Below are 22,512 nucleotides of genomic sequence, written 5' to 3'. Positions count from 1 at the left end.
TGCCGTGCCCGCCGCCCGGTCCGCCGTGCCCACCGCCGGGTCCGCCGTGCCCGCCGCCCGGGCCTCCCGGTCCGCCGTGGCCGCCACCACCGTGGTGCCCGCCGCCCGGCCTGTCCCCGCCGTGCTGGCCCGGCTTGTCACGACCGCCCGCCGCGGCGGTCGCCGCGCCGGCGCCTGAGACCGCGATCGCCAGCGCGATCGTCGGCAGCAGAGTGCGTTTCACATCTTCCTCCCGTCAGATGGTTCCGAGGCGGGAACTTACCCCTCATCAGTGCTGTCAACGCCTGTTTGCGGTGCGCTGCGTAACCTGGCGCCGATGGCCGAGCTCGTCATCTTCCACCACGCCCTCGGGCTGACCGACGACGTCGTCGCGCTCGCCGACACCCTCCGCGCCGCCGGCCACACCGTCCACGCCCCCGACCTCTACGACGGCCACACGTTCGGGACGCTGGACGAAGGCGTCGCCCACGCCGAGTCGGTCGGCTTCCCGACGATCCTCGCCCGCGGCCGCCGTGTGACGGACCCGCTCGCCGTCGACCTCGTCTATATCGGCCTCTCGCTTGGCGTCCTCCCGGCGCAGCTGCTCGCCCAGACCCGGCCGGGAGCCCGCGGCGCCGTGCTCGCCCACTCGTGCGTTCCGCCGGAGGAGTTCGGCGACGGCTGGCCGGTCGGCGTGCCGCTGCAGCTCCACATGACCGAGGAAGACCCGCTGTCGCTCCCGCCCAACGGTGACCTCGCCGCGGCCCGCGCGTTCGCGGACAACGGCGCGGAGCTGTTCCTCTACCCGGGCAGCGGCCACCTGTTCGACGCACCGACGACCGCGCGGTTCATCGAGCGCGTGCACGCGTTCCTCAGCCGACTGAACTAGTGCGCAACGCCTGCGCGCGCGTCACAATGCGCGCGTGGCTCGTCCGATCGCGGCAATGACGCTTCTGGCGGCGGTGCTGCTGGCGATCGCCGTGCTCTCCGGCAGCCTCTCGTTCTGGATCGATGTCGACTTCAACCGCAGCGCGCGGAGCGAGCCGATCGAGCCTGCGCCCCCGCAACTCGCGATCGAGCCGTGGAACCCGCCGGCGTTGGCCGAGAGCGGGTTGCAGCTCGGGCTGGCGTGGAACGAGCGTGGCGAGCTGATGGTCATCCAGCTGCCCGAGGACGACTTCGTGCAGGTCCGCACCACCTTTGCGTTGGACGCGCCGCTGGAGTCGATCTGGGCCGAGGGCGACGCGGGAATCAGCATCTACGGCGCGACGACGGCCGAGGTGCGGTCGGTGCGCTTCACGGGCCACGGACGCCCGCGCGAGGTCAAGACCGAGCGGGTACCGGGCGACCGCACGCGGCGGCTCTTCTCAGCGCACTTCACGCGCGCACAGGAGGAGAAGATCCGGCGCATCGTCGGGCGTGATCGCCACGGGAAAACGGTCATCCGGCTCCCGGTGAACACTGCGCCGGGCCCGGTTCAGTAGCGGGCGCCCACGGCCTGGGGCGCCGAGGCCGTCGAGGGCGTTGAGGTCCGCCTCCGACAGCTGCAGGTCGGCCGCGGCCGCGTTCTCCTCGAGCCGGTGCACGCGCTTCGTGCCCGGGATCGGGACGACCGGGATGCCGAGCCGGTCCGACTGCGCGCCGACCCAGGCGAGCGCGACCTGCGCCGGGGTGGCGTCGTGCGTCGCGGCGACCGCGCGGACGGCTTCGACGAGCGAGGCGTTCGCGGCCATGGCGTCGTCGGCGAAGCGCGGGAGGGCACGGCGCGTGTCGTCGGCCGGCAGGGTGTCGGCGCTGAGCGCGCCGGTGAGGAAACCGCGGCCGAGCGGGGAGAAGGGGACGAGGCCGACGCCGAGCTCGCGCGCGACGTCGACGAGCGTCTGCTCGGGCTCGCGCCACCACAGGGAGTACTCGCTCTGGACGGCGGTGATCGGGTGGATCGCGTGGGCGGCGCGGAGCTGGTCGCCGTCGATCTCGCACAGGCCGATCGCGCGCACCTTGCCGTCGGCGACGAGATCGGCGAGCGCGCCGACGGACTCCTCGAGCGGGACGTCGGGCGCGACACGGTGCAGGTAGTAGAGGTCGATGACGTCGACGCCGAGCCGCAGCAGCGAGGCGTCGCACGAGGCCTTCAGATGGTCGGGCGCGCCGTTCAGGCTCACCTTGCCGCGCGCGTATGAGAGGCCGGCTTTGGTGGCGAGCTGGACCTCGTCGCGGCGACCGGCGATCGCGCGGCCGATCAGGACCTCGTTGTGGCCGTCGCCGTAGCCGGCGGCGGTGTCGAGCAACGTGACCCCGAGGTCCAGGGCGCGGCGGATCGTGCGGGTCGACTCGTCCCAGTCGGCGGCGCCGTAAACCGAGCTCATGCCCATGCAGCCGAGGCCCTGGGCGGAGACGGTCAACTCGCCAAGCGTGATCGTGTTCATGCCCGCCACTGTCGGGCGTGCGCCGCGGCGTAGCCAGAGCCCTGCTGAGGGAGGCCCTGGCAGGGCCACGTTGCCGCGCGCCGAGTGCCCTACCTTGCGCCCTATGGCGAGCAAGATCGGCGAGTTCCTGCGGGCACGACGGGAGCTCGTCCTGCCCGAGGACGTCGGCATCAGCGTCACCACGCGCCGGCGCGTGAGCGGGCTGCGGCGCGACGAGCTGGCGCTGCTCGCCGGGATCAGCACCGAGTACTACACGCGGCTCGAGCAGGGGCGCGATCAGCACCCGTCGCCGCAGGTGCTCGACGCGCTCGCCCGCGCGCTCCGGCTGGAGGAGGACGCCACCGCGCACCTGCACGCGCTCGCTGCGCCGAAGCCTCGCCCGCGCCGCGCCGAGCGGGTCCGGCCGAGCCTGGTGCAGCTGCTCGCGGCGTGGACGGAGACGCCCGCGTACGTGCAGGGACGCCACATGGACATTCTCGCCGCGAACGCGCTCGCCACCGCGATCTCACCGGTGTTCCAACCCGGCCGCAACCTCGTCCACGCCGCGTTCCTCGACGCCGAGTTCGCCGCGCTGGTCGACGACCACGAGGCGGGCGTGAAGCGCCTGGTCGCCGCGCTGCGGGCGAACGCCGGCCCGGACGTGGAGGACCCGCGGCTGATCGAGCTCGTCGGCGAGCTGTCCGTGCGCAGCGACAGCTTCCGCCGCGTCTGGGTGCGCCACGACGTACGGCCCCTCGTCGGCGGGGGCGTGCACCACATGCTCCACCCGCAGGTCGGGCCGCTCACGCTCAGCTTCGACAAGCTCCGCGTCGCGGAGGCCGAGGACCAGACGCTGGTCGTCTACCACGCGGAGCCGGGCAGCGACTCCGAACGCGCGCTGCGCCTGCTGGGGAGTGTGATCGCTTGAGCGTGGAACGCTTGGCCGGATGAACTAGTGCGCGTTGCCTGCGCGCGCGTCACAATGCCGGGCATGAGGCGCCCGATCGCGGCCATGATGCTCCTTGCCGCCGTGCTGGGCGTGGTGCTTGCGATCGCCGGGGGCTGGACGTTCTCCGCGTCCTTCGCGGGGACATCGTCCGACGATCCGGAGGCGCTGACCGAGGAGTTCGGCTGGCGTGAGGACCTGCCGCCGATCCAGCGGTGGGACCCGCCCGCGCTCGCCGGGACGGGTCGGAGGGCCGCACTTGCCCGTTGGCAGGACAACGCGCCGGTCATCCTGTTTCAGGCCGACAAGGGCGGAGGCGGGATGACGTACGTGTCCGGCTGGGCCGTGGAGGCGGGGACCGTAGACACGGACACGGGCACCGTGTACTTCGGGGTGACCATCGCCGACGCCGCCACGGTGCGCTTCGGCAAGGGCCGTGACGCGCTGCGCGTTCCCACGGAGCCGTACCCGGGAGATCCGAGCAAGCGACTGTTCGCCGTCCACGTACCCGTCGACGGGCTCAGTCGCGTGCACCCGAACGACATCGTCGCGCTCGACGAGCGCGGCCGTCTGCTCGGCCGTCAGCACTACAACGACGGCAAGGGCGGGTCCGGCGAGTACGACGGTCTCTACGACCGCCGCTTCGCCAAGCGTCGATAGCGGCCGCGCGCCGTGAGTCTCGTCGCGCGGACGGGCGCGTCCGTATCCCTCCGTGAGCTTCGTTGTCCTCGCTCTGGCGGCGGTGGTGTGCGCCGCGATCCAGCGGGCGATCGGCGTCGGGTACTCGCTCGTGCTGCTGCCCGCGGCGATCGCCGTCCTGCCGGACGGGCAGGCCGTGCCGTGCGTGCTGGCGGCGGGAGTGCTGCTGTCGGTCGGGCTGTTGGTCGCGAGCCGGGGGCGGCCGCAGCTCGATGACGTCACGCGCGGGCTGCTCGCGTTCGCGCCGGTCGGGCAGCTCGTCGCGCTGCTGGTGCTCGGCGGGTTGCGCGGAACGGAGCTGCGGGTCGCGGCGGCGGCGGTGCTTCTGCTCGGGTGCGCGGCGGCGCTGATCGGACGGCGGGGCCCGCGGCGTCCGCCCGGCCGGGTGGGCGGCGCGGTCGCGGGGCTCGGGATGGGCGCGGTCGGCGCGCTGACCGCCGTGATCGGCCCGTTCGTGGCGCTCCTGCTCACGCTCGAGGCGGGCACCGGCGGGGACGCGCTCCGGCGGCGGCTCTGGCTGTGCACGGCGGTGCTCGGCTCGACGGCGCTCGCGTTCGCGGCGCTTCTGGGCACGAGTGACGTGCATGGCGCGCTGGTTGCGGTCGCGCTCTCGCCGGCGCTGTTCGTGGGCGCCGTGGCGGGCACGCCGCTCGCGGGGCGCCTCGAGCCCCGCGCGCATCGGCTCACGGTGCTCGCGATCGCCGCGGCGGGGGCGGCGACGCTGCTCGCAGGAGCCTGACGCGCTCGCCGTCCGCTGTGCCTAGCCGAGTCGCTGCCGGGCGCGATCCACGAACGACGCGACGTCGTCGGCGGTCGGTCCCGCCGCGTGCGGGTCGCTGCGCGTGGCGAGGGCCGCGTCGGCGATCGGGTCGGCCGCCCAGCGGGCCGCCTCGCCCTTGGAGAGCCAGCGGCCGATGTCGTTCCAGGCGAGCGCGCGGCACGCGGCGAGCACCGCCTGCGGGCCGCCGTAGTCGCCCCACCAGGCGAGCGAGTCGTGCAGTCGCGCGACGACCAGCTCGCGCGGCAGGTCCGGGAGGAGCTCACGCGGGTGCGGACCGGCCAGCGGCACCGCATGCTGGCGCGCGATCGCGACGTCCAGCGTGAACCAGAACCGCGGCTCGGCATCCGGGCGGTAGCCCTCGTGGTGGTCCATGCCCGGGCCCGTGTTGAGGTTCAGGCTGAACGCGGGGCCGAGCGGGTCGACCAGGTCCTCGCGCGCGTAGAGGACGAACTCCAGGCCGCGCACCGGGCACGCGACGGCGCTCAGGTCCGCCGCCAGCGCGCGCAGCTCCTCGGGGCTGAGGCGCTCGCTCGAGATGGCCTGCACGTCGATGTCGCTGCGGCTCGCGTCGAAGTCCCCGAGCGCGCTCGATCCGATCATCCACGCCGCCAGCAGCCGGTCCCCGAGCCGTGCGCGCAACCTGCGCGTGAGCTCGTCCAGATAGTCCCGCACGCGTCCCACGATACGTTTGGGCGCGTGGCGAAGGATCCATATCGCGTGCTCGGCCTGCCCTACGGCGCCGCGCCCGGGGTGGTGCTCGAGACCTACCGGCGGCTGGTCAAGACCCACCACCCGGATCGCAACGGGAACTCGCCCGAGTCCACGCGGCGCTTCCAGGAGATCCAGCTTGCGTTCGAGGACATCCGTGGCCGTCCGGTCCCCGACGGCTCGATCGAGGAGCGCCTCGCGAAGCTCCAGGCCGAGCTCAAGGAGCAAGGTCCGCACAAGCGCGGCGAAGATCCGTCGCTCACCCGTGTGAACTCGCTGATCGACGGGCTCGACGACCTCGCGTCCAGCCTCGACAAGCTCTAGTTGATCATCACCATCGGGTTGCCGGCGACGATCACGCCGCCGTGCGCGGTCATGTCGCCCATGCGCGCGGCGGGCTTGCCGCCGATCATCACGCGGGTGGAGCCCATCGCGATCGTGTCGGGCGGGCCGACGCACGTGCACATCGAGCCGACCGTCGCGGCGGGCATGCCGCCGATCAGCACGGTGGGCGCGCCGGGCGGCAGGATCGGGCCGCCGACGTGCGGCTTCGGGCCGTCGAACATCGGGCAGGTATGCATGTCGCCTACGCGCGCGGCTGGGGGCATCGCGTCAGATTGTCGCGTCTGAGGCCGCGGCGCGCAACCCGTCGAGGAAACGGCCGAGCGCGAACGCGTAGTCGCGGTCGGAGCCGTACGTGCCCCAGGCGTCCGCGGTGGCCACGGTCAGCGGGAACGCTTCGGCCGGCAGCGCGCGGAGCATCGCGGCGACGTCGTGGCTCGGTCCGCCCGGGTCGAGGTCGCGCGCGGCGGTGAACGACGCCCAGCCGTAGTTCAGGGCGAGCATCCCGCTGAAGGCGGCGACGGCGTCCGCGTTCGAGAGCCCGCCGCGGACGAGGATCGCCAGCGCGAGCTCGCCGATCCGCACGGACGCCAGGCCTGGGCTCGGGTTGGTGAAGATCGGCGCGACGGCCCAGGCGTGCGCGGCCAGCAGGCGCCGGTGGGCGTTCGCGAACGCCCGCAGGTCCTCGATCCAGTCGTCGGTCGCGGGCGGCGGCTCGAAGCGGAAGAGCACGCGGTCCAGCAGCGCCGCGACGAGCTGCTCCTTCGTGGCGAAGTGGTTGTAGAGCGCCATCGGGACCGCCTCGAGCCGGGCCGCGACCGCGCGCATCGAGAGCGCTTCGAAGCCCTGCTCGGCGACGGCTTCGGCGGCTTCGAGGATCACGTCCGGGGTGAGCGAGCCACGGGGGCGGCGAGTGCGCTTGACAGCCATTGATGTACAGCGTACATTAGCCGCCGTAACGTACACCGTACATTTGGAGCGCGAACGCCATGAGCATCCAATCGCTGGCCGCATACGCCACGCGGCATCCCCGTCGAGTCCTGTCCGTGTGGGGTGTCGTCGTCCTCGTCTCGCTCGGGCTGATCGGCGCGCTGCTGGGTGGCGGGCTGACGTCGGAGTCCAAGCTCACCAACCACCCGGAGTCCGAGCGGGCGGCGCAGCTCAAGGACGTCGCCGAGCAGGGCGGGGAGATCGTGGTCGTGCGCAACGAGGCGCTGCGCGCGGACGAGCCGGCCTTCGCGGCGCACATCGCGCCGCTCGGTGGCGCGCCCGTCACCTCGGAGGACGGTCACGCCGTGGCGATCGCGCTCACCACCGACGAGGAGGACATCGAGGGCGTGATCGCCCAGGTCCACGCGCTGGACCGAGGCGGCTTCCACGCGAGCATCGCCGGCGAGCAGACCCTCGAACGCGACTTCACGGTGCTCTCCGAGGAGGACCTCGCGAACGGCGAGCTCAAGTTCGGCCTGCCCGCGGCGCTGATCGTGCTGCTGCTCGTGGTCGGCACGCTCGCCGGCGCGGCGATCCCGATGGCGATGGCCGTGATCTCGATCGTCGTCGCGCTCGGCCTCACCGCGCTCGTCGGCCAGGTCTTCGAGCTCAACCTGTTCATCACGAACATGGTCGTGGCGATGGGCCTCGCGCTCGGGATCGACTACTCGCTCTTCATCGTCGCGCGCCTGCGCGAGGAGCGCGCGGCCGGGGCGGACACGCGTGCGGCGATCCTCACCGTGTCGGGCACGGCCACCCGCGCGGTCGTGTTCTCCGGCAGCGCGTTCGTGCTCGCGATGAGCGCGATGCTGCTTGTCCCGGACACGACGCTGCGCAGCCTCGGGCTCGGCGCGGTGCTGGTCGGGCTGGTCTCGGTGGTCGTCGCGCTCACGTTCCACCCGGCGCTGCTGATGGTGCTCGGGGACCGGGTGGAACGCGGGCGCGTGCCGTTCGTGGGTCGCCGTGAGACGACGGTGTGGGCGCGCGTGGTGGGCGCCGTCCTGCGCCGCCCGGCGCTCAGCCTGGCCGCGGCGGTCCTCGTCATGCTCGCCCTCGCGACGCCCGTGCTCGGCCTCCAGCTCGGCAGCGCCGGCGCGTCCTCGCTCCCGGACGCGGCGGTCGCCAAGCAGGGCCTCGCGGCGCTCCAGCAGGACTTCAGCGCGGGTGCGACCGACCCGGTGGAGATCGTCGTCGACGGCCCGATGACCGGGGCCGACGCACTTCGCGCCGAGCTGGCGCGGGACCGCGACTTCGCCGCCTCGTCCGTTACCGGCAACACGATCTCCGTGCCGCTGACGGTCGAGCCGAGCAGCGAGCGCGCGTCCGCCGCGATCGACCGGCTACGGGACGAGTACGTCCCGCGCGCGTTCGGCGCCACGCCCGCGTACGTCGGCGGCTCGCCGGCCGAGGAGCGCGACGCGTTCGCGGTCAACGCGCGCTGGCTGCCGATCGTGATCGCGTTCGTGCTCACGCTCAGCTTCGTGCTGCTCCTGCTGGCTTTCCGCTCGCTCGCGATCCCGCTCACCGCGATCGCCGTCAACCTGCTCTCGGTCGGCGCCGCGTACGGGGTCCTCGTGCTCGTCTTCCAGCATGGCGTCGGCGCGTCGCTGCTGGGCTTCACGCAGGTCGAGCGGGTGGAGTCGTGGGTGCCGATCTTCCTGTTCAGCGTGCTCTTCGGGCTCTCCATGGACTACCAGGTGTTCCTGCTCAGCCGGATCCAGGAGCGGTGGGCGCAGACGGGGGACACGGCCGGTGCGATTGCGCATGGCGTGACCTCGACCGCGCGGCTGATCACCGGCGCCGCGGCGATCATCGTGGTCGTCTTCAGCGGCTTCGCGACCGGGCAGCTCGTCGCGTTCCAGGAGATGGGGTTCGGGATGGGGGCGGCGCTCGCGCTGGACGCGACGCTCGTGCGGCTCGTGCTCATCCCCGCCGCGATGGCGCTGCTCGGTGAGCGCAACTGGGCGCTGCCGCGCGGGCTGCGCCGCCTGCCGGACCTGCGGGTGGAGGGCGTCTCGGCCGGGTGACGGCGTGAATGACCCCGGCCGATCTTGGGAATGCGGGCGGTGTGACTCCCATCGCCCGAGGCGGCCTCACCCGGGTCGGCAGCGTCGCGTGGTCCCTGCTCGGGATCGCGGCGCTCGTGCTGCTCGCCGGCTGGGCGGTCGGCCGGATGATGTCGGTGGTGCTGCCGATCGCGGTCGCCGTGCTGCTCGCGACGTTGCTCAAGCCGATCGCCTACCGGCTCGAGTGCCGCGGGATGCGTCCCGCGGCCGCCGCGTCGATCGCCGTGCTGGTCGCGGTGCTCGTCCTCTGCGCGCTGATCGCGCTGATCCTGCCGCCGTTCATCGCCCGGCTAACCGACCTCGGCACGAGCGTCCAGGAGGGCGTGCAGCGCGTCGCGTACTCGGTCGGCGAGAGCGTCGCGGGCATGGACCGCGCCGCCGTCGACCGGCAGCTCGACAGCGCCGCCGACCGGGCGCGCGAGCGGCTCGGGGGCACCGCGATGGCGGGCGCGACGTCACTCGCGGGCGCGCTCGCGAGCGTCGTCCTGATCATGTTCCTGAGCTTCTTCATCGTCAAGGACGGGCGGCGCATGTGGGTGTGGCTGCTCGAGCTGCTGCCGCGCGCGCGGCGCGACAGCGTCGACGACGTCGGCTTCCGGATGTGGCGGAACCTGACGGCCTACACGCGCGGCGTCGTGTTCGTGGCGACGGTCGACGCGGTGCTGATCGGTGTGGTGCTGCTGATTCTGGGTATTCCGCTCGCGTTGCCGCTGATCGTGCTCACCTGGCTCGCCGCGTTCTTCCCGATCATCGGGGCGATCGCCGCGGGCGCGGCGGCCGTACTGGTCGCGATGGTGACCGGCGGAACCACCGACGCGCTGATCGTCCTGGCGACGATCATCGTCGTGCAGCAGGTCGAGGGCAACGTGCTCTACCCGGTCGTCGTCGGGCCGCGGCTGAAGCTGCATCCGGTCGCCGTGCTCGTCTCGGTCGCCGCGGGCGGCACGCTCGCGGGGATCGCGGGCGCGTTCCTGGCGGTGCCGATCGCGACCGCCGCCAGCGCGCTCGTCGGCTACCTGCGTGAGCAGCGCGCCCAGCAGGAGCAGCTCACCGCGCCCGCGCCTCGCCGCGGGGTCATGGTCGGAAACGGGAGTACGTGACAGCGCAGGCAGGCGCACGTTCGCTGCGCCGATCCGAGAAGCGTGCCGTCGCACTGCTCGGCATCCCGACGCTCGCCCTCGCGCTGACGTCGACGATCGTCACGACCTACACGCCGGTCGTCGCACGCGAGTTCGTCGAGTCCAGCGCCGTGATCGGCATGATCATCGGGCTGGAAGGACTCGTGGCACTGTGGCTGCCGCTGGTCGTCGGCGTCTGGTCGGACCGGCTGGACACGCGGTTCGGCGGTCGCCTGCCGTTCCTGCTCGCCGCGACGCCGATGGTGATCGGCGGCCTGGTCGCGATGGCGATCATGGGCTCGGTCGCGGTGCTCGCGGTCGCGGCGTTCGTGTTCTTCGCGGGCTACTTCATCGCCTACGAGCCCTACCGCGCGCTGTATCCGGACGCGGTGGGGGAGGAGGTCGCGGGCCGCGCCCAGGCCACCCAGGCCGTCTGGCGCGGCGCGGGCACCGGGATCGCGCTCGGCGGCGGCGGCCTGCTGCTCGCCTGGGGCCAGGCGGCGCCGTTCATCGCCGGCGCGATCATCTACGCGCTCTGCATCGGCGTGTTCTCGTTCGTGCTGATCCGCCGCGGCGTGCCGCGCCGCCCGCGCAACGACCAGCACGCGGGCATGAAGGAGGTGTTCGCGATCGTGCGCGGCGACTCCAAGCTCAAGGCCTTCCTCGTCGCGAACGCGCTGTGGGAGCTCTCGCTCGCGGCCTTGAAGACCTTCGTCGTGCTCTACGTCACGGTCGAGATGGGCTTCTCGCAGAGCGCCTCGTCGGGCATCATCGGCGGCGTCGCGGTCCTCGTCCTGTTCGCCGCGATGGCGAGCGGCCCGCTGGCCGACCGCTTCGGCTCGAGCACCGTGCTGCGCTGGGCGCTCCCGATCCACGGCCTCGGCTTCCTCGTGCCGCTGATCTTCCCCCAGACCTGGGTCGTCTCGCTCGCGGTCCCGTTCATCGCCCTCGGCGGCGGCGTGATCATGGCGCTGCCCTACGCCGTGCTGATCCCACTGATGCCCGACAACGAGCGCGGCGCGCTGACGGGCTACTACTCCGTCTCCCGCGGCATGGGCATCTGGCTCGGCCCGCTGCTCGCCGGCATCGCGGTGAGCGTGGCGGGCTCGTATCAGGCGGTGTGGGGCGTGTGCGCAGCGGCGACGTTGTTGTCGCTGTGGCCGCTGCGCCGGTTGTGACCGCGCGCGTCACCGGCAACGGCTGATCACACCCGCGGGGGCCGCGTCAAGCAATTCATGCTCGTGACGCCGAGGTTGGCGACGCGGTCGTCAGGAATTGCTTGACCCGTCGCGGCGGGCGTGATGTGGGCAGGTGAGGAGGGTTCCCCTCACTGAGTGAACGCTCAGGCGTTCACCTCAGATCGATCACGAACGACCAGCCGCGCACGTGCCGTCGAGGTGATCCGTCAGTTGACCCCCCTGAGGGGCGTCAAGTGACGGATGACCCCACGAGGCGGTGTTCGGCCCTCGCCATACCAACGGGGAACGCACCGCGTTCCACAGTCCGGGGAACCCGGCTCATTTGCACATGAGCGCGCCCGCCCCGACGGGTCAAGCGAGCTCGCCGCGAAGCGCGAGTTTGCTTGACGCGGCGGCCGCGGGTGTGCTCGCCGTTAAGCGGCCTGCCGCGCCGAAGCGGCCTCGACGCGCCGTTCGATCTCGGCGTCGTCCGGCTCGTCCTTGGACGACAGGGCGCCCTTGAACTCGCGCAGGCCCTTGCCCAGAGAGCGGCCCGCGTCGGGCAGCTTCTTGGGCCCGAGCACGATCAGCGCGATCAGGGCGACGATGACGATCTCCATAGGTCCGATGCCCATGGGCATGGTGTTACCTCCTTGAGCCGTGTTGAAGAGTGCTGCGCCGCCGGGCGGCGACTGGATCACTTGGGCGAGCACGATGGCGGACGGGCGGGCCGCGGATGAGTCCATCTCGTTGCCGGTGTGTCAGGGTCTGGCCGCGATGAACCTGCGCCTGCTCTCCGCCGCCGACGTCGAGCGGCTGCTGCCTCCGATCAAAGCCGTCGACGCGCTCGAAACGGCGCTCAAGCAAGGGCTGGACCCCGAGAACGACCCGCCGCGCCAGTTCGTGGGCCTCACGCAGGGCGAGCTGATCATGATGCCGAGCGAGGTCGGCGAGCACGTGGCCGTCAAGCTCGTGAGCGTCGGCGGGGACCCGCGCATCCAGGGCGTGGTGGTGGTCTTCGACGCCAAGACGCTCGCGCCCACGGCCCTCGCGGACGGGATCGCGGTGACGAACGTCCGCACCTCCGCCGTCTCCGCGCTCGCGGTGCGGCACCTCGCGACGCCCGAAGCGAGCCGACTGCTGATCTTCGGCCGCGGGCCGCAGGGGCACGCGCACGAGCAGGCGATCCGCGCGATCCGGCCGATCGAGCACGTGGACTACGTCGGTCGCGACCACGACGACATCACCGAGCTGGTCCGGGCCGCGGACATCATCTGCTGCTGCACGACGTCCGGGACGCCGGTGTTCGACGGCGCGCTGGTCAAAGACACGGCCACGGTGGTCGCGATCGGCAGCCACGACCCCGAGCTGCGTGAGACCGACGACGCGCTCGCCGCCCGCGCGACCGTGGTCGTCGAGTCGCGCACGTCGGCGCTGCGCGAGGCGGGGGACGTCGTCGCCGCCGTCAAGTCGGGCGCGCTCGCGGAGAGCTCCCTCGTCACGCTCGCCGAGCTCGTCGACGGCGCGCACATCGACCCCGACCGCCCACGGCTGTTCAAGAGCTCCGGGATGTCGTGGGAGGACGCGGTGATCGCCGGCGCGCTCGCGTGATCGAGCAGTACGCCGTCCCGCCCGGTGAGGACGACGCGTTCCTCGCCGCCTACGCGGCCGACGCGCCGCCCGGACACACGCTCTATCGCGCCCTGCGCGACGACGCGCCCTACCGCTACGTGAGCGTCTCGGGGCCGCCGCGGGACGGCGCGCTCGCGATCGCCGCGACCGACGCCGCGCAATGGGCTACGGCGACCGCGGCGTTCGCGGGTCGACAGGGCTACCTCGGCGCCGAGCGCCACGGCGAGCTCGGCCTCGCGCACTGGTCGAGCCCGCTGATGTACGCGCGGACGATCAACGCGCTCGGAGAGTTGCTGCCGGGCGCCAAAACCGCCCTATATGCACGTGTCTGAGCAGCCGGAAAGGTATATTCGCGCGCGGTGTCGGTGAATCCACTCTTCCAGGTACGTCATGAGCGGCGCGACGGCGGTGTCGTCGTGATCGCCGGTGGTGAGGTCGACCTCGCCACGTCCCCGCGACTGCGCGAAGCGCTGTTGGACCCGGAGGCGCGAGCCCCGTCGGTCGTGCTCGACCTGCGCGAGGTCACGTTCATCGACTCGAGCGGGCTCGGCGTGATCGTCGGCCAGCAGAAGCGGGCGAAGGAGCACGACGAGCGGTTCGCCGTGGCCGTCGGCGGCGCAGCGGCGGTCCAGCGGATTCTCGAGCTGTCCGGGCTCGCGAAGGTGCTGGACATCATCGCCGACCCGTCCGAACGCCTGAATTAGCTCGTCGATGGCCGCGGACGGCAACGCGCGCGCTGCCCTGACCTCCGGCGGACCGGTCGGGCAGGACCTGCTCGCGGTCGACTGGGACGCGACCTCGCTCGGCCAGCCCGAGCAGTGGCCGCGCAGCCTCGCGAGCATCGTCCAGGTGCTCCTCACGAGCCGCTTCAGCATGTGGATGGCGTGGGGCCCGGACCTCACGTTCTTCTGCAACGACGCCTACCGGCGCGACACGCTCGACAAGAAGTACCCGTGGGCGCTCGGCCGCCCGGCGCGTGAGGTGTGGGCCGAGATCTGGCCGGACATCGGCCCGCGCATCGAAGGCGTGCTCGCCACGGGCCAGGCGACGTGGGACCAGGACCTGCTGCTGTTCCTCGAGCGCAGCGGCTTCGTCGAGGAGACCTACCACACGTTCTCCTACAGCCCGCTCGCCGGCGACGAGGGCGAGATCCAAGGGATGCTGTGCGTCGTCTCGGAGGAGACCGAGCGTGTCATCGGCGCCCGCCAGCTCTCGACGCTGCGTGACCTCAGCGCCGGCATCTCGTCCGCGCGCGACGAGGCGGAGGTCCTCACCGCCGCCGCCGAGAACCTCGGCACGGACCTGCGCACGCTGCCGTTCACGCTCGTGTACCTGTTCGACGAGGACGGCACGCCGCGCATCGCCACCGGCAGCGGAGGAGCGTTCGCACCGCCCGTGGACACGTGGCCGCTCGGCGCGCTCGTCGACGGCGAGCCGCAGCTCGTCGAGGGCCTCGAAGGCGTCGACCCGCCGCGTGGCGCCTGGGAGGAACCGCCGCTCGCGGCGCTCTGCCTGCCACTCGGCAGCGTCGGCTTCCTCGTCGCCGGCCTCAACCGCTACCGCGCGCTCGACGAGGACTACCGCGGCTTCCTCGAGCTGATCGCCGGTCAGATCACCGCCGGCCTGACGAACATGCGCGCGTACGAGGAGGAGCGCCTGCGCGCGGAGCGTCTGATGGAGCTCGACGAGGCCAAGACCGCGTTCTTCACCAACGTCAGCCACGAGCTGCGCACCCCGCTCACGCTGCTCCTCGGGCCCGCCGAGGACGCACTCGCCGACCCCGGTGACCGGCTCGACGGCGACCAGCGCGTCCGCGTCGAGCGCATCCACCGCAACGCGCAGCGCCTGCTCAAGCTCGTCAACACGCTGCTGGACTTCTCGCGCCTGCAGTCCGGGCGCATCAACGCCGCCTACGCGCCGATCGAACTCGGCCGCTACACGGCCGAGCTGGCGAGCATGTTCGACTCGGCCTACGAGCGCGCCGGGCTCACGCTCACGGTCGAGACCGAGGCGCTTCCGGCCCCGGTGTACGTGGACGCCGAAATGTGGGCGAAGATCGTCATGAACCTGCTCTCGAACGCGCTCAAGTTCACGTTCTCGGGCGGCGTCACCGTGACGCTGCGCGGGCACGACGGTGGGGCCGAGCTGAAGGTGCGCGACACCGGCATCGGCATCGAGCCCGGCGAGCAGGAGCGCCTGTTCGAGCGCTTCCATCGGGTCGTCGGCGCCCGCTCGCGCAGCCACGAGGGCACGGGCGTCGGGCTCGCGCTCGTGACGGAGCTCGCCGAGCTCCACGGCGGCGGCGCGGCCGTGCACTCCGTCTCCGGCGAAGGCTCGACGTTCACCGTCACGATCCCGTACGGCGCCGAGCACCTGCCCGCCGACCAGGTCGTCACCCAGCCGTCCGGGCAGACGGCGGCGGAGCGCTACGCGGAGGACTTCGTCGCGGAGGCGATGCGCTGGCTCACACCCGACGACACCCAGTCGACGCTCGCCGCGCACGCCGGTGAACGTCCCAGCGTGCTCGTCGTCGACGACAACGCGGACATGCGCTCCTACATCGCGTCGCTGCTCGACGGCCGCTACGCGGTGCAGACGGCGCCCGACGGCGCGGTCGCGCTGGAGCTCGCCCGGCGCGACCCGCCCGAGCTGGTCGTGACCGACGTGATGATGCCCAACCTGGACGGCTTCGGGTTGCTCGCCGGCCTCCAGGCCGACCCGGCGACGACGGACATCCCCGTGATCATGGTCTCCGCGCGCGCCGGTGAGGAGGGCACGATCGAAGGGCTCGAGGCGGGCGCCGACGACTACCTGATCAAGCCGTTCGCGGCGCGCGAGCTGCTCGCGCGGGTGCACGCGAACATCGAGCTCGACCGCGCCCGCCGCACCCGCGACGCGCTCCGACGCAGCGGCGACCTGCTCGACCAGGCGCAGCGGCTCGCGCGTGTGGGCAGCTGGGAGATCGACCTGGCGACGAACGAGATGACGGCGTCGGCGGAGTACCTGCGCCAGGTGGACATGACGCTGGAGGAGCTGCGGGCGGGCGGGTTCGAGCAGGCGATCCAGCGGGTGCACGCCGACGACCTCGAGCGCGTGCTCGCCGCGATCCAGGCGGGCCTCACCGACGGTGGCTTCGAGATCGAGATGCGGTTCGTGACGCCGACCAACGGCACGCGCGTGCACCACGCGCTGGGCGAGGTCGATCACGACGAGCACGGCGAGCCGGCGATCCTGCGCGGCAGCGTCCAGGACGTCACCGAGCAGCGGGCCGCCGAGCGGGCGGTGGCGCAGGCCGAGGCCGAACGTGAAGCCGCCGCGCGTGAGCGGCGGATCGCCGACGAGCTCCAGCAGAGCCTGATGCCCGAGCGGTCCTTCGACGCCGAGCAGCTCGACGTCGCCGCCTACTACCACGCGGGTGTCGCCGGCACCCAGGTCGGCGGCGACTGGTACGACGTGATCGACCTCGGCGCGGGAAGGACCGGGCTCGTACTCGGGGACGTGATCGGCCGCGGCGTGCGCGCGGCGGCGGTCATGGGCCAGCTGCGCGCCGCGGTGCGCGCCTACGCGCAGCTCGAGCTCTCACCCGCGGACGTGCTGGAGATGCTCGACCACGTCGTCGGCCAGCTCGGGGCGGAGCAGATCGTCACCTGCCTCGTCGCCGTCTTCGACCCCCGCGACTGCTCGCTGACGTACGCCAACGCCGGCGCGCTGCCGCCGCTGCTGGTCACGCCCGGTGAACCGCCCACGCGGCTGGACGAGTCCGCCGGCCCGCCGCTCGGGACCGGCTCGCCGCTATTCACGGAGGCCCGCGCGGACCTGATCGCCGGCTCGCGGCTCGCGCTCTACACCGACGGGCTCGTCGAGCGACGCGACCGCGTGATCGACGCCGGCATCGACCAGCTGGCCGCCGCGCTCGCCGCGGCCGACGGCGACGGCCCGATCGAGCGGATCCCGGACGCCCTCGTGCACGCGCTCGTCCCGGACGGGAGCGACGACGACGTCGCGCTGCTCGTCGCCCGCGTGCGTCCCGCACCGCCGCAGACCGCCGCCGCGTTGCGTCTGGAGCACGACCTGCGCGAGATCCAGCGCGCGCGGATCTTCACGACCGAGACGCTCCGCGAGTGGGGCTTCTCGCAGCGGCTGCTCGACGACGTCCTGCTGATCGGTGGGGAGCTCGTCACCAACGCCATCCGGCACGGCCGCGCACCGGTCGAGCTGCGTCTGCGGCGTGATCCGGAGCACCTGCGGATCGAGGTCGACGACGGCGCGGCGGCGATTCCGCGCAAGCTGCGCCCGACTCCGGAGGACGATCACGGGCGCGGATTGCAGCTCACGGCGGCCGTCGCTCACCGGTGGGGCACGCGCCCATTGCGCGACGGCAAGTCCGTGTGGTGCGAGCTCACGCTCGCTCGCTACGCCTAGCCGGACCGGGCGTCCCGCTTACTCATGTAACTTGCACTTGACTCTCATGTGGGTTTGTGGAGAGGATTCGCCGTAAGGACCATGACTTCTGTCCAGCAGTCGGCAGATGGTCCGAGTGAGCCGTACCCCGCGCGACGAGACTCGGGAGGGCGAGCGCGCGCGGCGAAGGGTCGCCCACATACATAGGAGGAGAGATGGGGAGAAGAAGTTGGGGCGTGGCTCTGATGAGCCTGGCCTTGGCCATTCCCGCGACCGCGTCTGCCAAGGAGCAGGCGGTCGAGCCGTACAAGGTGCTGGTCGTGACCAGCACCGCCGATGAGGTCTCCACGGCCGGCATCAGCGCGATCACGTCCGCCGTCGGCGCCGACGGCGTCGTCGAGGCGCCCGCTCCGGCCGACGTCGGAGCCAAGTTCACCGCGGCCGGCCTGGACGCCTACCGCGCGGTCGTGTTCCTGAACACGGGCCAGGCGAGCCCGCTCAACGACACGCAGCGCAGCGCCTTCGAGGCGTACTACAAGAAGGGCGGCGGCTTCGTCGGCATCGGCTCCGCGATCGAGACCGACTCGTCCTGGCCGTTCCTGACCGAGCTGCTCGGCACCCGCTCGTCCGGCCGCACGGCGGCGCAGAGCGCCACCGTCAAGGTCATCGACCGCGTCCACGACGCGACCAAGAACCTCGGGCACTACTGGGACCGCTCCGAGGCCTGGTACAACTTCGCCGCCAACGTGCGCGGCCAGTCGCACGTGCTGGCCTCCGTCGTGGAGGATCCGTTCGGCCCGCAGCCGCAGGGCAACGTGCTCGACGGCATCGCCGGCGGCACCATGGGCGCCGACCACCCGATCTCGTGGTGCAAGGACCTCAACTCCGGTCGCTCGTTCTACACCGGCCTCGGCACGACCGCCGCCGCGTTCGACGCCGACCTGAACAAGCACCTGAAGGGCGCCATCGGCTGGGCCGCGGGTCAGGCCGACCCCGAGTACAGCGACTGCGGCGCCACCGTGCTGACGAACTACCAGCAGACGAAGATCGCCGCCCCGCCGAACGTCGGTGAGCCGATCGGCTTCCACCGCCTCGACGACGGCCGCATCATCCAGACGCTGCGCTCGGGCCAGGTCCGCATGCACGACCCGACCAGCGGCACGACCAAGACCATCGCCGACTTCCAGGCCGCCTCCACGCCGGCCAAGTTCCGGCTCTACACCGTGTCCGAGGACGGCCTGTACGGCCCGGCCGTGGACAACAACTTCGCCCAGAACAAGTGGGTGTACCTGTACTACGCGCCGCTGACCGTCGAGAACGTCAAGCTCTCGACCGGGCAGACCGTCACGCAGACGACGCCGATCCCGACCGCTCCGGGCGCCAACGCGCCGCAGGCGTCGCTGACGGCGTGGGACCCGTGGGTGGGCTACAACCAGCTCTCGCGCTTCAAGCTCGTCACGGACGCCAACGGCGTCGAGCGGCTCGACTTCAACTCCGAGCAGCAGATCCTGCGCGTCGCGCAGAACCGCGGCATGTGCTGCCACATCGGCGGCGACATCGTCTTCGACTCCCAGAACAACCTGATCATGGGCACCGGCGACGACAACGAGGCCAGTGGCGTGGGCGGCGGCGGCTGGGGCGTGCACAACGACCAGTACGCCGACGAGCAGCAGGTCGTGCGCGCCACCGGCGCGACGGCCGGCACGTTCACGCTGACGTTCGACGGCCAGACGACCGCGCCGATCGCCTGGAACGCGACCGGCCCGGTCATCGACGCCGCGCTCGAGGCCCTGTCGAACATCGAGGCCAACGAGATCCAGACCAGCCCGCTGCCGACGCAGCAGCAGGCGAACACGATCAACACGACGCCGATCAACGTGTTCTTCCGCCGCGCCCGCGCGCAGAAGAACCAGCCGCAGCTGACGATCGACGGCTCCGGCCTCACCGGCGGCACGACGGTCAACACCTCGACCACGGTCGAGGGTGGCTGGTTCCTCGCCCCGATCGCGGACGCCCGCCGGTCGGCCGGCAACACGAACGACCTCCGCGGCAAGATCATCAAGATCAAGGTCAAGGAGGGCGACTTCGCGGCCGCCGACGGCAACAAGGCCGACTACGGCTCCGGTGGCGCGTACACGATCCCGGCCGGGAACCTGTTCCCGCTCGTGGCCGGCGCGCCGCAGGCCAAGACCCGCCCGGAGGTCCACTCGATGGGCTTCCGCAACCCGTTCCGTGTCGACGTCGACTCCGACGACGTGATCTACGTGTCCGACTACTCGCCGGACGGCCGCACCCCCGTGCGTGGCCGTGGCCCGGCCGGCGTCGGTCGCTACGAGATCCTGCGCAAGCCGTCCAACTACGGCTGGCCGACCTGCTACTCGAGCAAGCTCGGCTACTGGGAGTGGGAGTACAGCGAGTTCCCGGACAACAGCACCACGCCGGGCCGCATCCCGCTGTCGGGCGCGAAGAAGTTCGACTGCGGCGCCGCGTCGCAGACGAACGACTCGTGGTGGAACCTCCAGGGCGGCCCGTCGGTGGAGCCCGGCCTGGAGAACCTGCCGCCGGTCACCGACCCGGACGTCTGGTACTCCTACAGCGACAACGCGGCCTCGCCGCTGGGCACGCCGTGCCAGGCGTCGACGGAACTGACGCCGGGGCCGAACGCCCCCGGCTCGACCACCGAGTGCGCGCGCCTGTTCCCCGAGCTCTACGGGGGCGGCGTCGGCCCGCACGGCATGTCGAAGTACGAGTACAACCCGGCGAACCCGAACCCGAACAAGTTCCCGCCGTACTACGACAACTCGGTGATCCTGGGCGAGTTCCAGATCAACCAGCTGCGTGAGATGAAGCTGGACGACCAGAACCGCATCCAGAAGGTCAACGGGTTCATGACCACCTGCGGCGAGGTCAACGCGTTGAACCCGCCGATGTTCGAGTGCGACCACCCGATGGACATGGCGTTCGGCAAGGACGGCGCGTTCTACCTGCTGACGTACGGCAATGGCTTCTTCACGGCCAACTTCGACGCCGGCATGTACAAGTGGGAGTACGTGAAGGGCGAGCGCGCGCCGAAGGCCGTGCTGACCACGGACAAGATCTCCGGCAGCGTGCCGCTGACGGTGAACTTCTCCAGCGCGGGCTCCGGCGACTCGGACCCGGGCGACTCGATCCGCTACGAGTGGAACTTCGGCGACGGCTCCCCGATCTCCGAGGAAGCCAACCCGACCCACACGTTCACCACGGCCGGCGCTTACACCGTCGTGCTGACGGTGATCGACTCCTCGGGCAAGCGCACGTCGACGAGCACGATCATCACGGCCGGCAACAACGCTCCGACCGTGACGATCAAGACCCCGATCGAGGGCGGCACGTTCGCGTTCGGCGACCGGATCCCGTACGTGGTCGAGGTCACCGACGAAGAGGACAAGCTCATCGACTGCGACGACGTCGAGGTCGAGTTCGTGCTCGGCCACGACGAGCACGGCCACGGCGAGGAGGAGAAGCTGGGCTGCTCCGGCTACCTCTCCACGATCGAGGAGGACGTCGCCCACGGCGGCAACGTGTTCGGCGTGATCAACGCGACCTACACCGACCGCGGCAACGGTGCCGTCCCCGGCATCACCGTCGTCGGCCAGGTCAAGATCCGCCAGCGCAAGCAGGAGGTCGAGCACGCCACGTTGACCAACGGCATCCTGCCGACGGCCACCGACGACGTGGGCGCCGGCCTGCACATGTCGAGCCTCGGCACCCCGCCGGAGTTCATCCGCCTCAACGGTCCGTTCAACCTCACGGGGATCAACGCGATCACGTTCCGCTACGCGGACCTGCCCGCTCAGGGCGGCGTCCCGCGGGTGCCGGGCACGAACCTCGGGATCGTGGACCTGCGCACCGGCTCGAACACCGGCCCGGTGGTCGGCTCGTTCCAGCTCACCGCCACCGGCTCGCCGACCGCGGCCGAGGGCAAGTGGGAGAGCAAGTCGTTCCCGCTCAGCGTCACGGGCACGAACCAGCTCTACCTGACGTTCCGCAGCTCGAACGTCATGAACCTCAACTGGGTCCAGTTCGAGGGTGAGGGCATCACGGTCGTGAAGGCCCCGCCGGTCGACGGCACGGTCGGCGGCACGGTGCCGGCGACCCTGGCGTTGTCGCTCGGCGCGCCGGCGACGTTCGGCACGTTCACGCCGGGCGTGGCCAGGGAGTACACGGCCACCACCGACGCCACGGTCATCTCGAGCGCCGGCGACGCGACCCTGACGGTCGCCGACCCGAGCCCGACGAACACCGGCAAGCTGGTCAACGGCGCGTTCGCGTTGGCCCAGCCGCTGCAGGGCCTGGGCGTGGTGAAGACGTGGACCGCACCGACCGCGAACGAGAAGGTGCCGGTCACGTTCAAGCAGGTCATCGGCGCCAACGACCCGCTGCGTACGGGGTCCTACAGCAAGACGCTCACCTTCACGTTGTCGACGACGACACCGTAGGCGAGCAGGCATGAGGCCGCCGCGGCCCCTCGGGGTCGCGGCGGCTTCGCCGTTTCAGCGGTCGCGCTCGTAGACCTCGGCGGCGGCCGTGTGGAACCCGGGCGGCAGCCCGGCCGCGCCGAACGTCGCCGCGATCTCGCGCATCTCCCCGGCCCAGCGCCAGCCCTTGGTGTCCGCGGCGGACTGCGCGCGTTCGAGGCGCCCGGCCAGGTCGGGCTGCGAGTCGGCCCACTCCGCGTGCAGCTCCGGCGCCACGCCGAACTCGCCCGCGGCGGCCTCGATCGCGAGCAGCAGCGCCGCGGTGCCCTTCGTCCAGGCCGCGTAGAGCATCTTCAGCGCCGAGGCCGAGTAGGGATCCCCTTCGAGCACGCGGGCGTCGACGGTCGTGCCGGCGAACAGCGCGGCGACCTCGGCCGCGCGGGCGCCGCTCAGGTACAGGCGCGGGGCGGCGGGGGAGCCGACGATCCCGCCGTCGACGTAGTGCTCGAGCGCGATCCGCGCCGCGGTGGCGGGCGCGATCGCGTTCGCGTCCACGTACACGCCGCCGAAGCCGGCGGCGCTCGCGGCGACGTCCAGCGCGCGGTCGGGCGGGCAGATCGAGAGCACGACCTCGCTGCGCGTGAACAGGTCCGCGCCCGCGTCGGTGAAGCGGGCGGCGCGGGCGGCGGTCGCCTCCGAGCGCCCGCGGGCGTCCCAGAGGACCTCGTGGCCGGCGCTGAGGAGCGCGCCCCCGATGGCGGCGCCCATCGCGCCGGGGTGCAGGATGCCGACGCGCTTCATGTGCCGGAC

Annotated in this window: 21 protein-coding genes; 14 read left to right on the top strand and 7 right to left on the bottom strand. The window is 72.0% G+C overall.

Annotation, left to right across the window (positions count from 1 at the left end; translation table 11 throughout):
- The coding region (locus OJ997_RS17530) for a hypothetical protein (RefSeq protein ID WP_270026477.1) at positions 1-223 on the bottom strand (223 nt) is incomplete at its 3' end.
- A gap of 93 nt (positions 224-316) precedes the next feature.
- On the opposite strand from OJ997_RS17530, the gene OJ997_RS17525 reads away from it, so the two are divergent.
- Both OJ997_RS17525 and OJ997_RS17520 read left to right on the top strand, forming a co-directional pair.
- Positions 317-868, top strand: a complete 552-nt coding sequence (locus OJ997_RS17525; RefSeq protein WP_270026476.1) for a dienelactone hydrolase family protein — start codon at positions 317-319, stop codon at positions 866-868.
- Between the two features lie 55 nt (positions 869-923).
- Positions 924-1,463 carry a hypothetical protein gene (locus tag OJ997_RS17520; protein ID WP_270026475.1) on the top strand — a complete coding sequence of 180 codons (540 nt, stop codon included), beginning with the start codon at positions 924-926 and terminating at the stop codon, positions 1,461-1,463.
- Here the strand turns inward: OJ997_RS17520 and OJ997_RS17515 are convergent.
- Entirely contained in the window at positions 1,347-2,405 is a 1,059-nt protein-coding gene (locus OJ997_RS17515; RefSeq protein ID WP_270026474.1) for an aldo/keto reductase, read from the bottom strand. The genes OJ997_RS17520 and OJ997_RS17515 overlap by 117 nt on opposite strands.
- A 103-nt stretch (positions 2,406-2,508) precedes the next feature.
- Between OJ997_RS17515 and OJ997_RS17510 the strand changes: the two genes are divergently transcribed.
- The 3 genes from OJ997_RS17510 to OJ997_RS17500 all read left to right on the top strand — a co-directional run bounded on the left by OJ997_RS17510 (position 2,509) and on the right by OJ997_RS17500 (position 4,768).
- Positions 2,509-3,312, top strand: a complete 804-nt coding sequence (locus OJ997_RS17510; RefSeq protein WP_270026473.1) for a helix-turn-helix domain-containing protein — start codon at positions 2,509-2,511, stop codon at positions 3,310-3,312.
- Positions 3,313-3,375: 63 nt separating this feature from the next.
- On the top strand, positions 3,376-3,990 hold the full coding sequence (locus OJ997_RS17505; RefSeq protein WP_270026472.1) for a hypothetical protein: 615 nt from the start codon (positions 3,376-3,378) through the stop codon (positions 3,988-3,990).
- A gap of 52 nt (positions 3,991-4,042) precedes the next feature.
- On the top strand, positions 4,043-4,768 hold the full coding sequence (locus tag OJ997_RS17500; RefSeq protein ID WP_270026471.1) for a TSUP family transporter: 726 nt from the start codon (positions 4,043-4,045) through the stop codon (positions 4,766-4,768).
- 21 nt (positions 4,769-4,789) lie between these two features.
- On the opposite strand, the gene OJ997_RS37640 is transcribed toward OJ997_RS17500, so the two are convergent.
- Positions 4,790-5,482 carry a hypothetical protein gene (locus OJ997_RS37640; protein WP_270026470.1) on the bottom strand — a complete coding sequence of 231 codons (693 nt, stop codon included), beginning with the start codon at positions 5,480-5,482 and terminating at the stop codon, positions 4,790-4,792.
- Between the two features lie 24 nt (positions 5,483-5,506).
- Between OJ997_RS37640 and OJ997_RS37635 the strand changes: the two genes are divergently transcribed.
- Positions 5,507-5,842 carry a J domain-containing protein gene (locus tag OJ997_RS37635; RefSeq protein WP_270026469.1) on the top strand — a complete coding sequence of 112 codons (336 nt, stop codon included), beginning with the start codon at positions 5,507-5,509 and terminating at the stop codon, positions 5,840-5,842.
- On the opposite strand, the gene OJ997_RS17485 is transcribed toward OJ997_RS37635, so the two are convergent.
- Positions 5,839-6,126 carry a PAAR domain-containing protein gene (locus OJ997_RS17485; RefSeq protein ID WP_372517907.1) on the bottom strand — a complete coding sequence of 96 codons (288 nt, stop codon included), beginning with the start codon at positions 6,124-6,126 and terminating at the stop codon, positions 5,839-5,841. The two genes, OJ997_RS37635 and OJ997_RS17485, sit on opposite strands and share 4 nt — an antisense overlap.
- A 4-nt stretch (positions 6,127-6,130) precedes the next feature.
- The gene (locus tag OJ997_RS17480) at positions 6,131-6,790 is read right to left on the bottom strand and encodes a TetR/AcrR family transcriptional regulator (protein WP_270026467.1); all 660 of its coding nucleotides are present in this window, start codon (positions 6,788-6,790) and stop codon (positions 6,131-6,133) included.
- Positions 6,791-6,849: 59 nt separating this feature from the next.
- Between OJ997_RS17480 and OJ997_RS17475 the strand changes: the two genes are divergently transcribed.
- Genes OJ997_RS17475 through OJ997_RS17465 form a run of 3 tightly spaced genes read left to right on the top strand, consistent with a single transcriptional unit; the run spans position 6,850 to position 11,212 of the window.
- On the top strand, positions 6,850-8,877 hold the full coding sequence (locus tag OJ997_RS17475; RefSeq protein ID WP_270026466.1) for an MMPL family transporter: 2,028 nt from the start codon (positions 6,850-6,852) through the stop codon (positions 8,875-8,877).
- Positions 8,878-8,918: 41 nt separating this feature from the next.
- Positions 8,919-10,016, top strand: coding sequence for an AI-2E family transporter (locus OJ997_RS17470; RefSeq protein WP_270026465.1), 1,098 nt, complete (start codon positions 8,919-8,921; stop codon positions 10,014-10,016).
- On the top strand, positions 10,013-11,212 hold the full coding sequence (locus OJ997_RS17465) for an MFS transporter (RefSeq protein WP_270026464.1): 1,200 nt from the start codon (positions 10,013-10,015) through the stop codon (positions 11,210-11,212). Before OJ997_RS17470 ends, OJ997_RS17465 begins: the two co-directional genes overlap by 4 nt.
- Before the next feature lie 434 nt (positions 11,213-11,646).
- Here the strand turns inward: OJ997_RS17465 and OJ997_RS17460 are convergent, their stop codons facing one another.
- Positions 11,647-11,847: a Sec-independent protein translocase subunit TatA/TatB gene (locus tag OJ997_RS17460; protein WP_270026463.1), complete on the bottom strand. Its 201-nt coding sequence runs from the start codon at positions 11,845-11,847 to the stop codon at positions 11,647-11,649.
- 25 nt (positions 11,848-11,872) lie between these two features.
- On the opposite strand from OJ997_RS17460, the gene OJ997_RS17455 reads away from it, so the two are divergent.
- The 5 genes from OJ997_RS17455 (at position 11,873) to OJ997_RS17435 (ending at position 21,723) form a co-directional block, all read left to right on the top strand.
- Complete coding sequence (locus tag OJ997_RS17455; protein WP_270026462.1) at positions 11,873-12,823, top strand: ornithine cyclodeaminase family protein; 951 nt, start codon at positions 11,873-11,875, stop codon at positions 12,821-12,823.
- Positions 12,820-13,176: a hypothetical protein gene (locus tag OJ997_RS17450; RefSeq protein ID WP_270026461.1), complete on the top strand. Its 357-nt coding sequence runs from the start codon at positions 12,820-12,822 to the stop codon at positions 13,174-13,176. The genes OJ997_RS17455 and OJ997_RS17450 overlap by 4 nt, the downstream gene beginning before the upstream one ends.
- A 27-nt stretch (positions 13,177-13,203) precedes the next feature.
- Positions 13,204-13,548, top strand: a complete 345-nt coding sequence (locus OJ997_RS17445) for an STAS domain-containing protein (RefSeq protein ID WP_270026460.1) — start codon at positions 13,204-13,206, stop codon at positions 13,546-13,548.
- A gap of 7 nt (positions 13,549-13,555) precedes the next feature.
- Positions 13,556-17,266: a SpoIIE family protein phosphatase gene (locus OJ997_RS17440; RefSeq protein ID WP_270026459.1), complete on the top strand. Its 3,711-nt coding sequence runs from the start codon at positions 13,556-13,558 to the stop codon at positions 17,264-17,266.
- 224 nt (positions 17,267-17,490) lie between these two features.
- Positions 17,491-21,723: a ThuA domain-containing protein gene (locus OJ997_RS17435; protein ID WP_270026458.1), complete on the top strand. Its 4,233-nt coding sequence runs from the start codon at positions 17,491-17,493 to the stop codon at positions 21,721-21,723.
- 54 nt (positions 21,724-21,777) lie between these two features.
- On the opposite strand, the gene OJ997_RS17430 is transcribed toward OJ997_RS17435, so the two are convergent.
- Positions 21,778-22,503 (bottom strand): DUF1932 domain-containing protein, encoded by a 726-nt coding sequence (locus OJ997_RS17430; RefSeq protein ID WP_270026457.1) that lies wholly within the window; start codon positions 22,501-22,503, stop codon positions 21,778-21,780.
- Between the last annotated feature and the right edge of the window lie 9 nt (positions 22,504-22,512).

Origin of the sequence: Solirubrobacter phytolaccae (assembly GCF_027587195.1) — a bacterium.
Taxonomy (GTDB): Bacteria; Actinomycetota; Thermoleophilia; order Solirubrobacterales; family Solirubrobacteraceae; genus Solirubrobacter; species Solirubrobacter phytolaccae.
The sequence above is the reverse complement of the archived record's forward strand: the minus strand, read 5'-3'. Positions and strand labels throughout refer to the sequence as shown.

What these genes read in the sequence shown, in the direction of transcription:
- OJ997_RS17515 (WP_270026474.1), bottom strand. Translation starts at nt 2,405, where the DNA reads ATGAACACGATCACGCTTGGCGAGTTGACCGTCTCCGCCCAGGGCCTC.
- OJ997_RS17440 (WP_270026459.1), top strand. Translation starts at nt 13,556, where the DNA reads ATGGCCGCGGACGGCAACGCGCGCGCTGCCCTGACCTCCGGCGGACCG.
- OJ997_RS17505 (WP_270026472.1), top strand. Translation starts at nt 3,376, where the DNA reads ATGAGGCGCCCGATCGCGGCCATGATGCTCCTTGCCGCCGTGCTGGGC.
- OJ997_RS17485 (WP_372517907.1), bottom strand. Translation starts at nt 6,126, where the DNA reads ATGCCCCCAGCCGCGCGCGTAGGCGACATGCATACCTGCCCGATGTTC.
- OJ997_RS17525 (WP_270026476.1), top strand. Translation starts at nt 317, where the DNA reads ATGGCCGAGCTCGTCATCTTCCACCACGCCCTCGGGCTGACCGACGAC.
- OJ997_RS17460 (WP_270026463.1), bottom strand. Translation starts at nt 11,847, where the DNA reads ATGGGCATCGGACCTATGGAGATCGTCATCGTCGCCCTGATCGCGCTG.
- OJ997_RS17480 (WP_270026467.1), bottom strand. Translation starts at nt 6,790, where the DNA reads ATGGCTGTCAAGCGCACTCGCCGCCCCCGTGGCTCGCTCACCCCGGAC.
- OJ997_RS17520 (WP_270026475.1), top strand. Translation starts at nt 924, where the DNA reads ATGACGCTTCTGGCGGCGGTGCTGCTGGCGATCGCCGTGCTCTCCGGC.
- OJ997_RS17430 (WP_270026457.1), bottom strand. Translation starts at nt 22,503, where the DNA reads ATGAAGCGCGTCGGCATCCTGCACCCCGGCGCGATGGGCGCCGCCATC.
- OJ997_RS17510 (WP_270026473.1), top strand. Translation starts at nt 2,509, where the DNA reads ATGGCGAGCAAGATCGGCGAGTTCCTGCGGGCACGACGGGAGCTCGTC.
- OJ997_RS17435 (WP_270026458.1), top strand. Translation starts at nt 17,491, where the DNA reads ATGAGCCTGGCCTTGGCCATTCCCGCGACCGCGTCTGCCAAGGAGCAG.
- OJ997_RS17475 (WP_270026466.1), top strand. Translation starts at nt 6,850, where the DNA reads ATGAGCATCCAATCGCTGGCCGCATACGCCACGCGGCATCCCCGTCGA.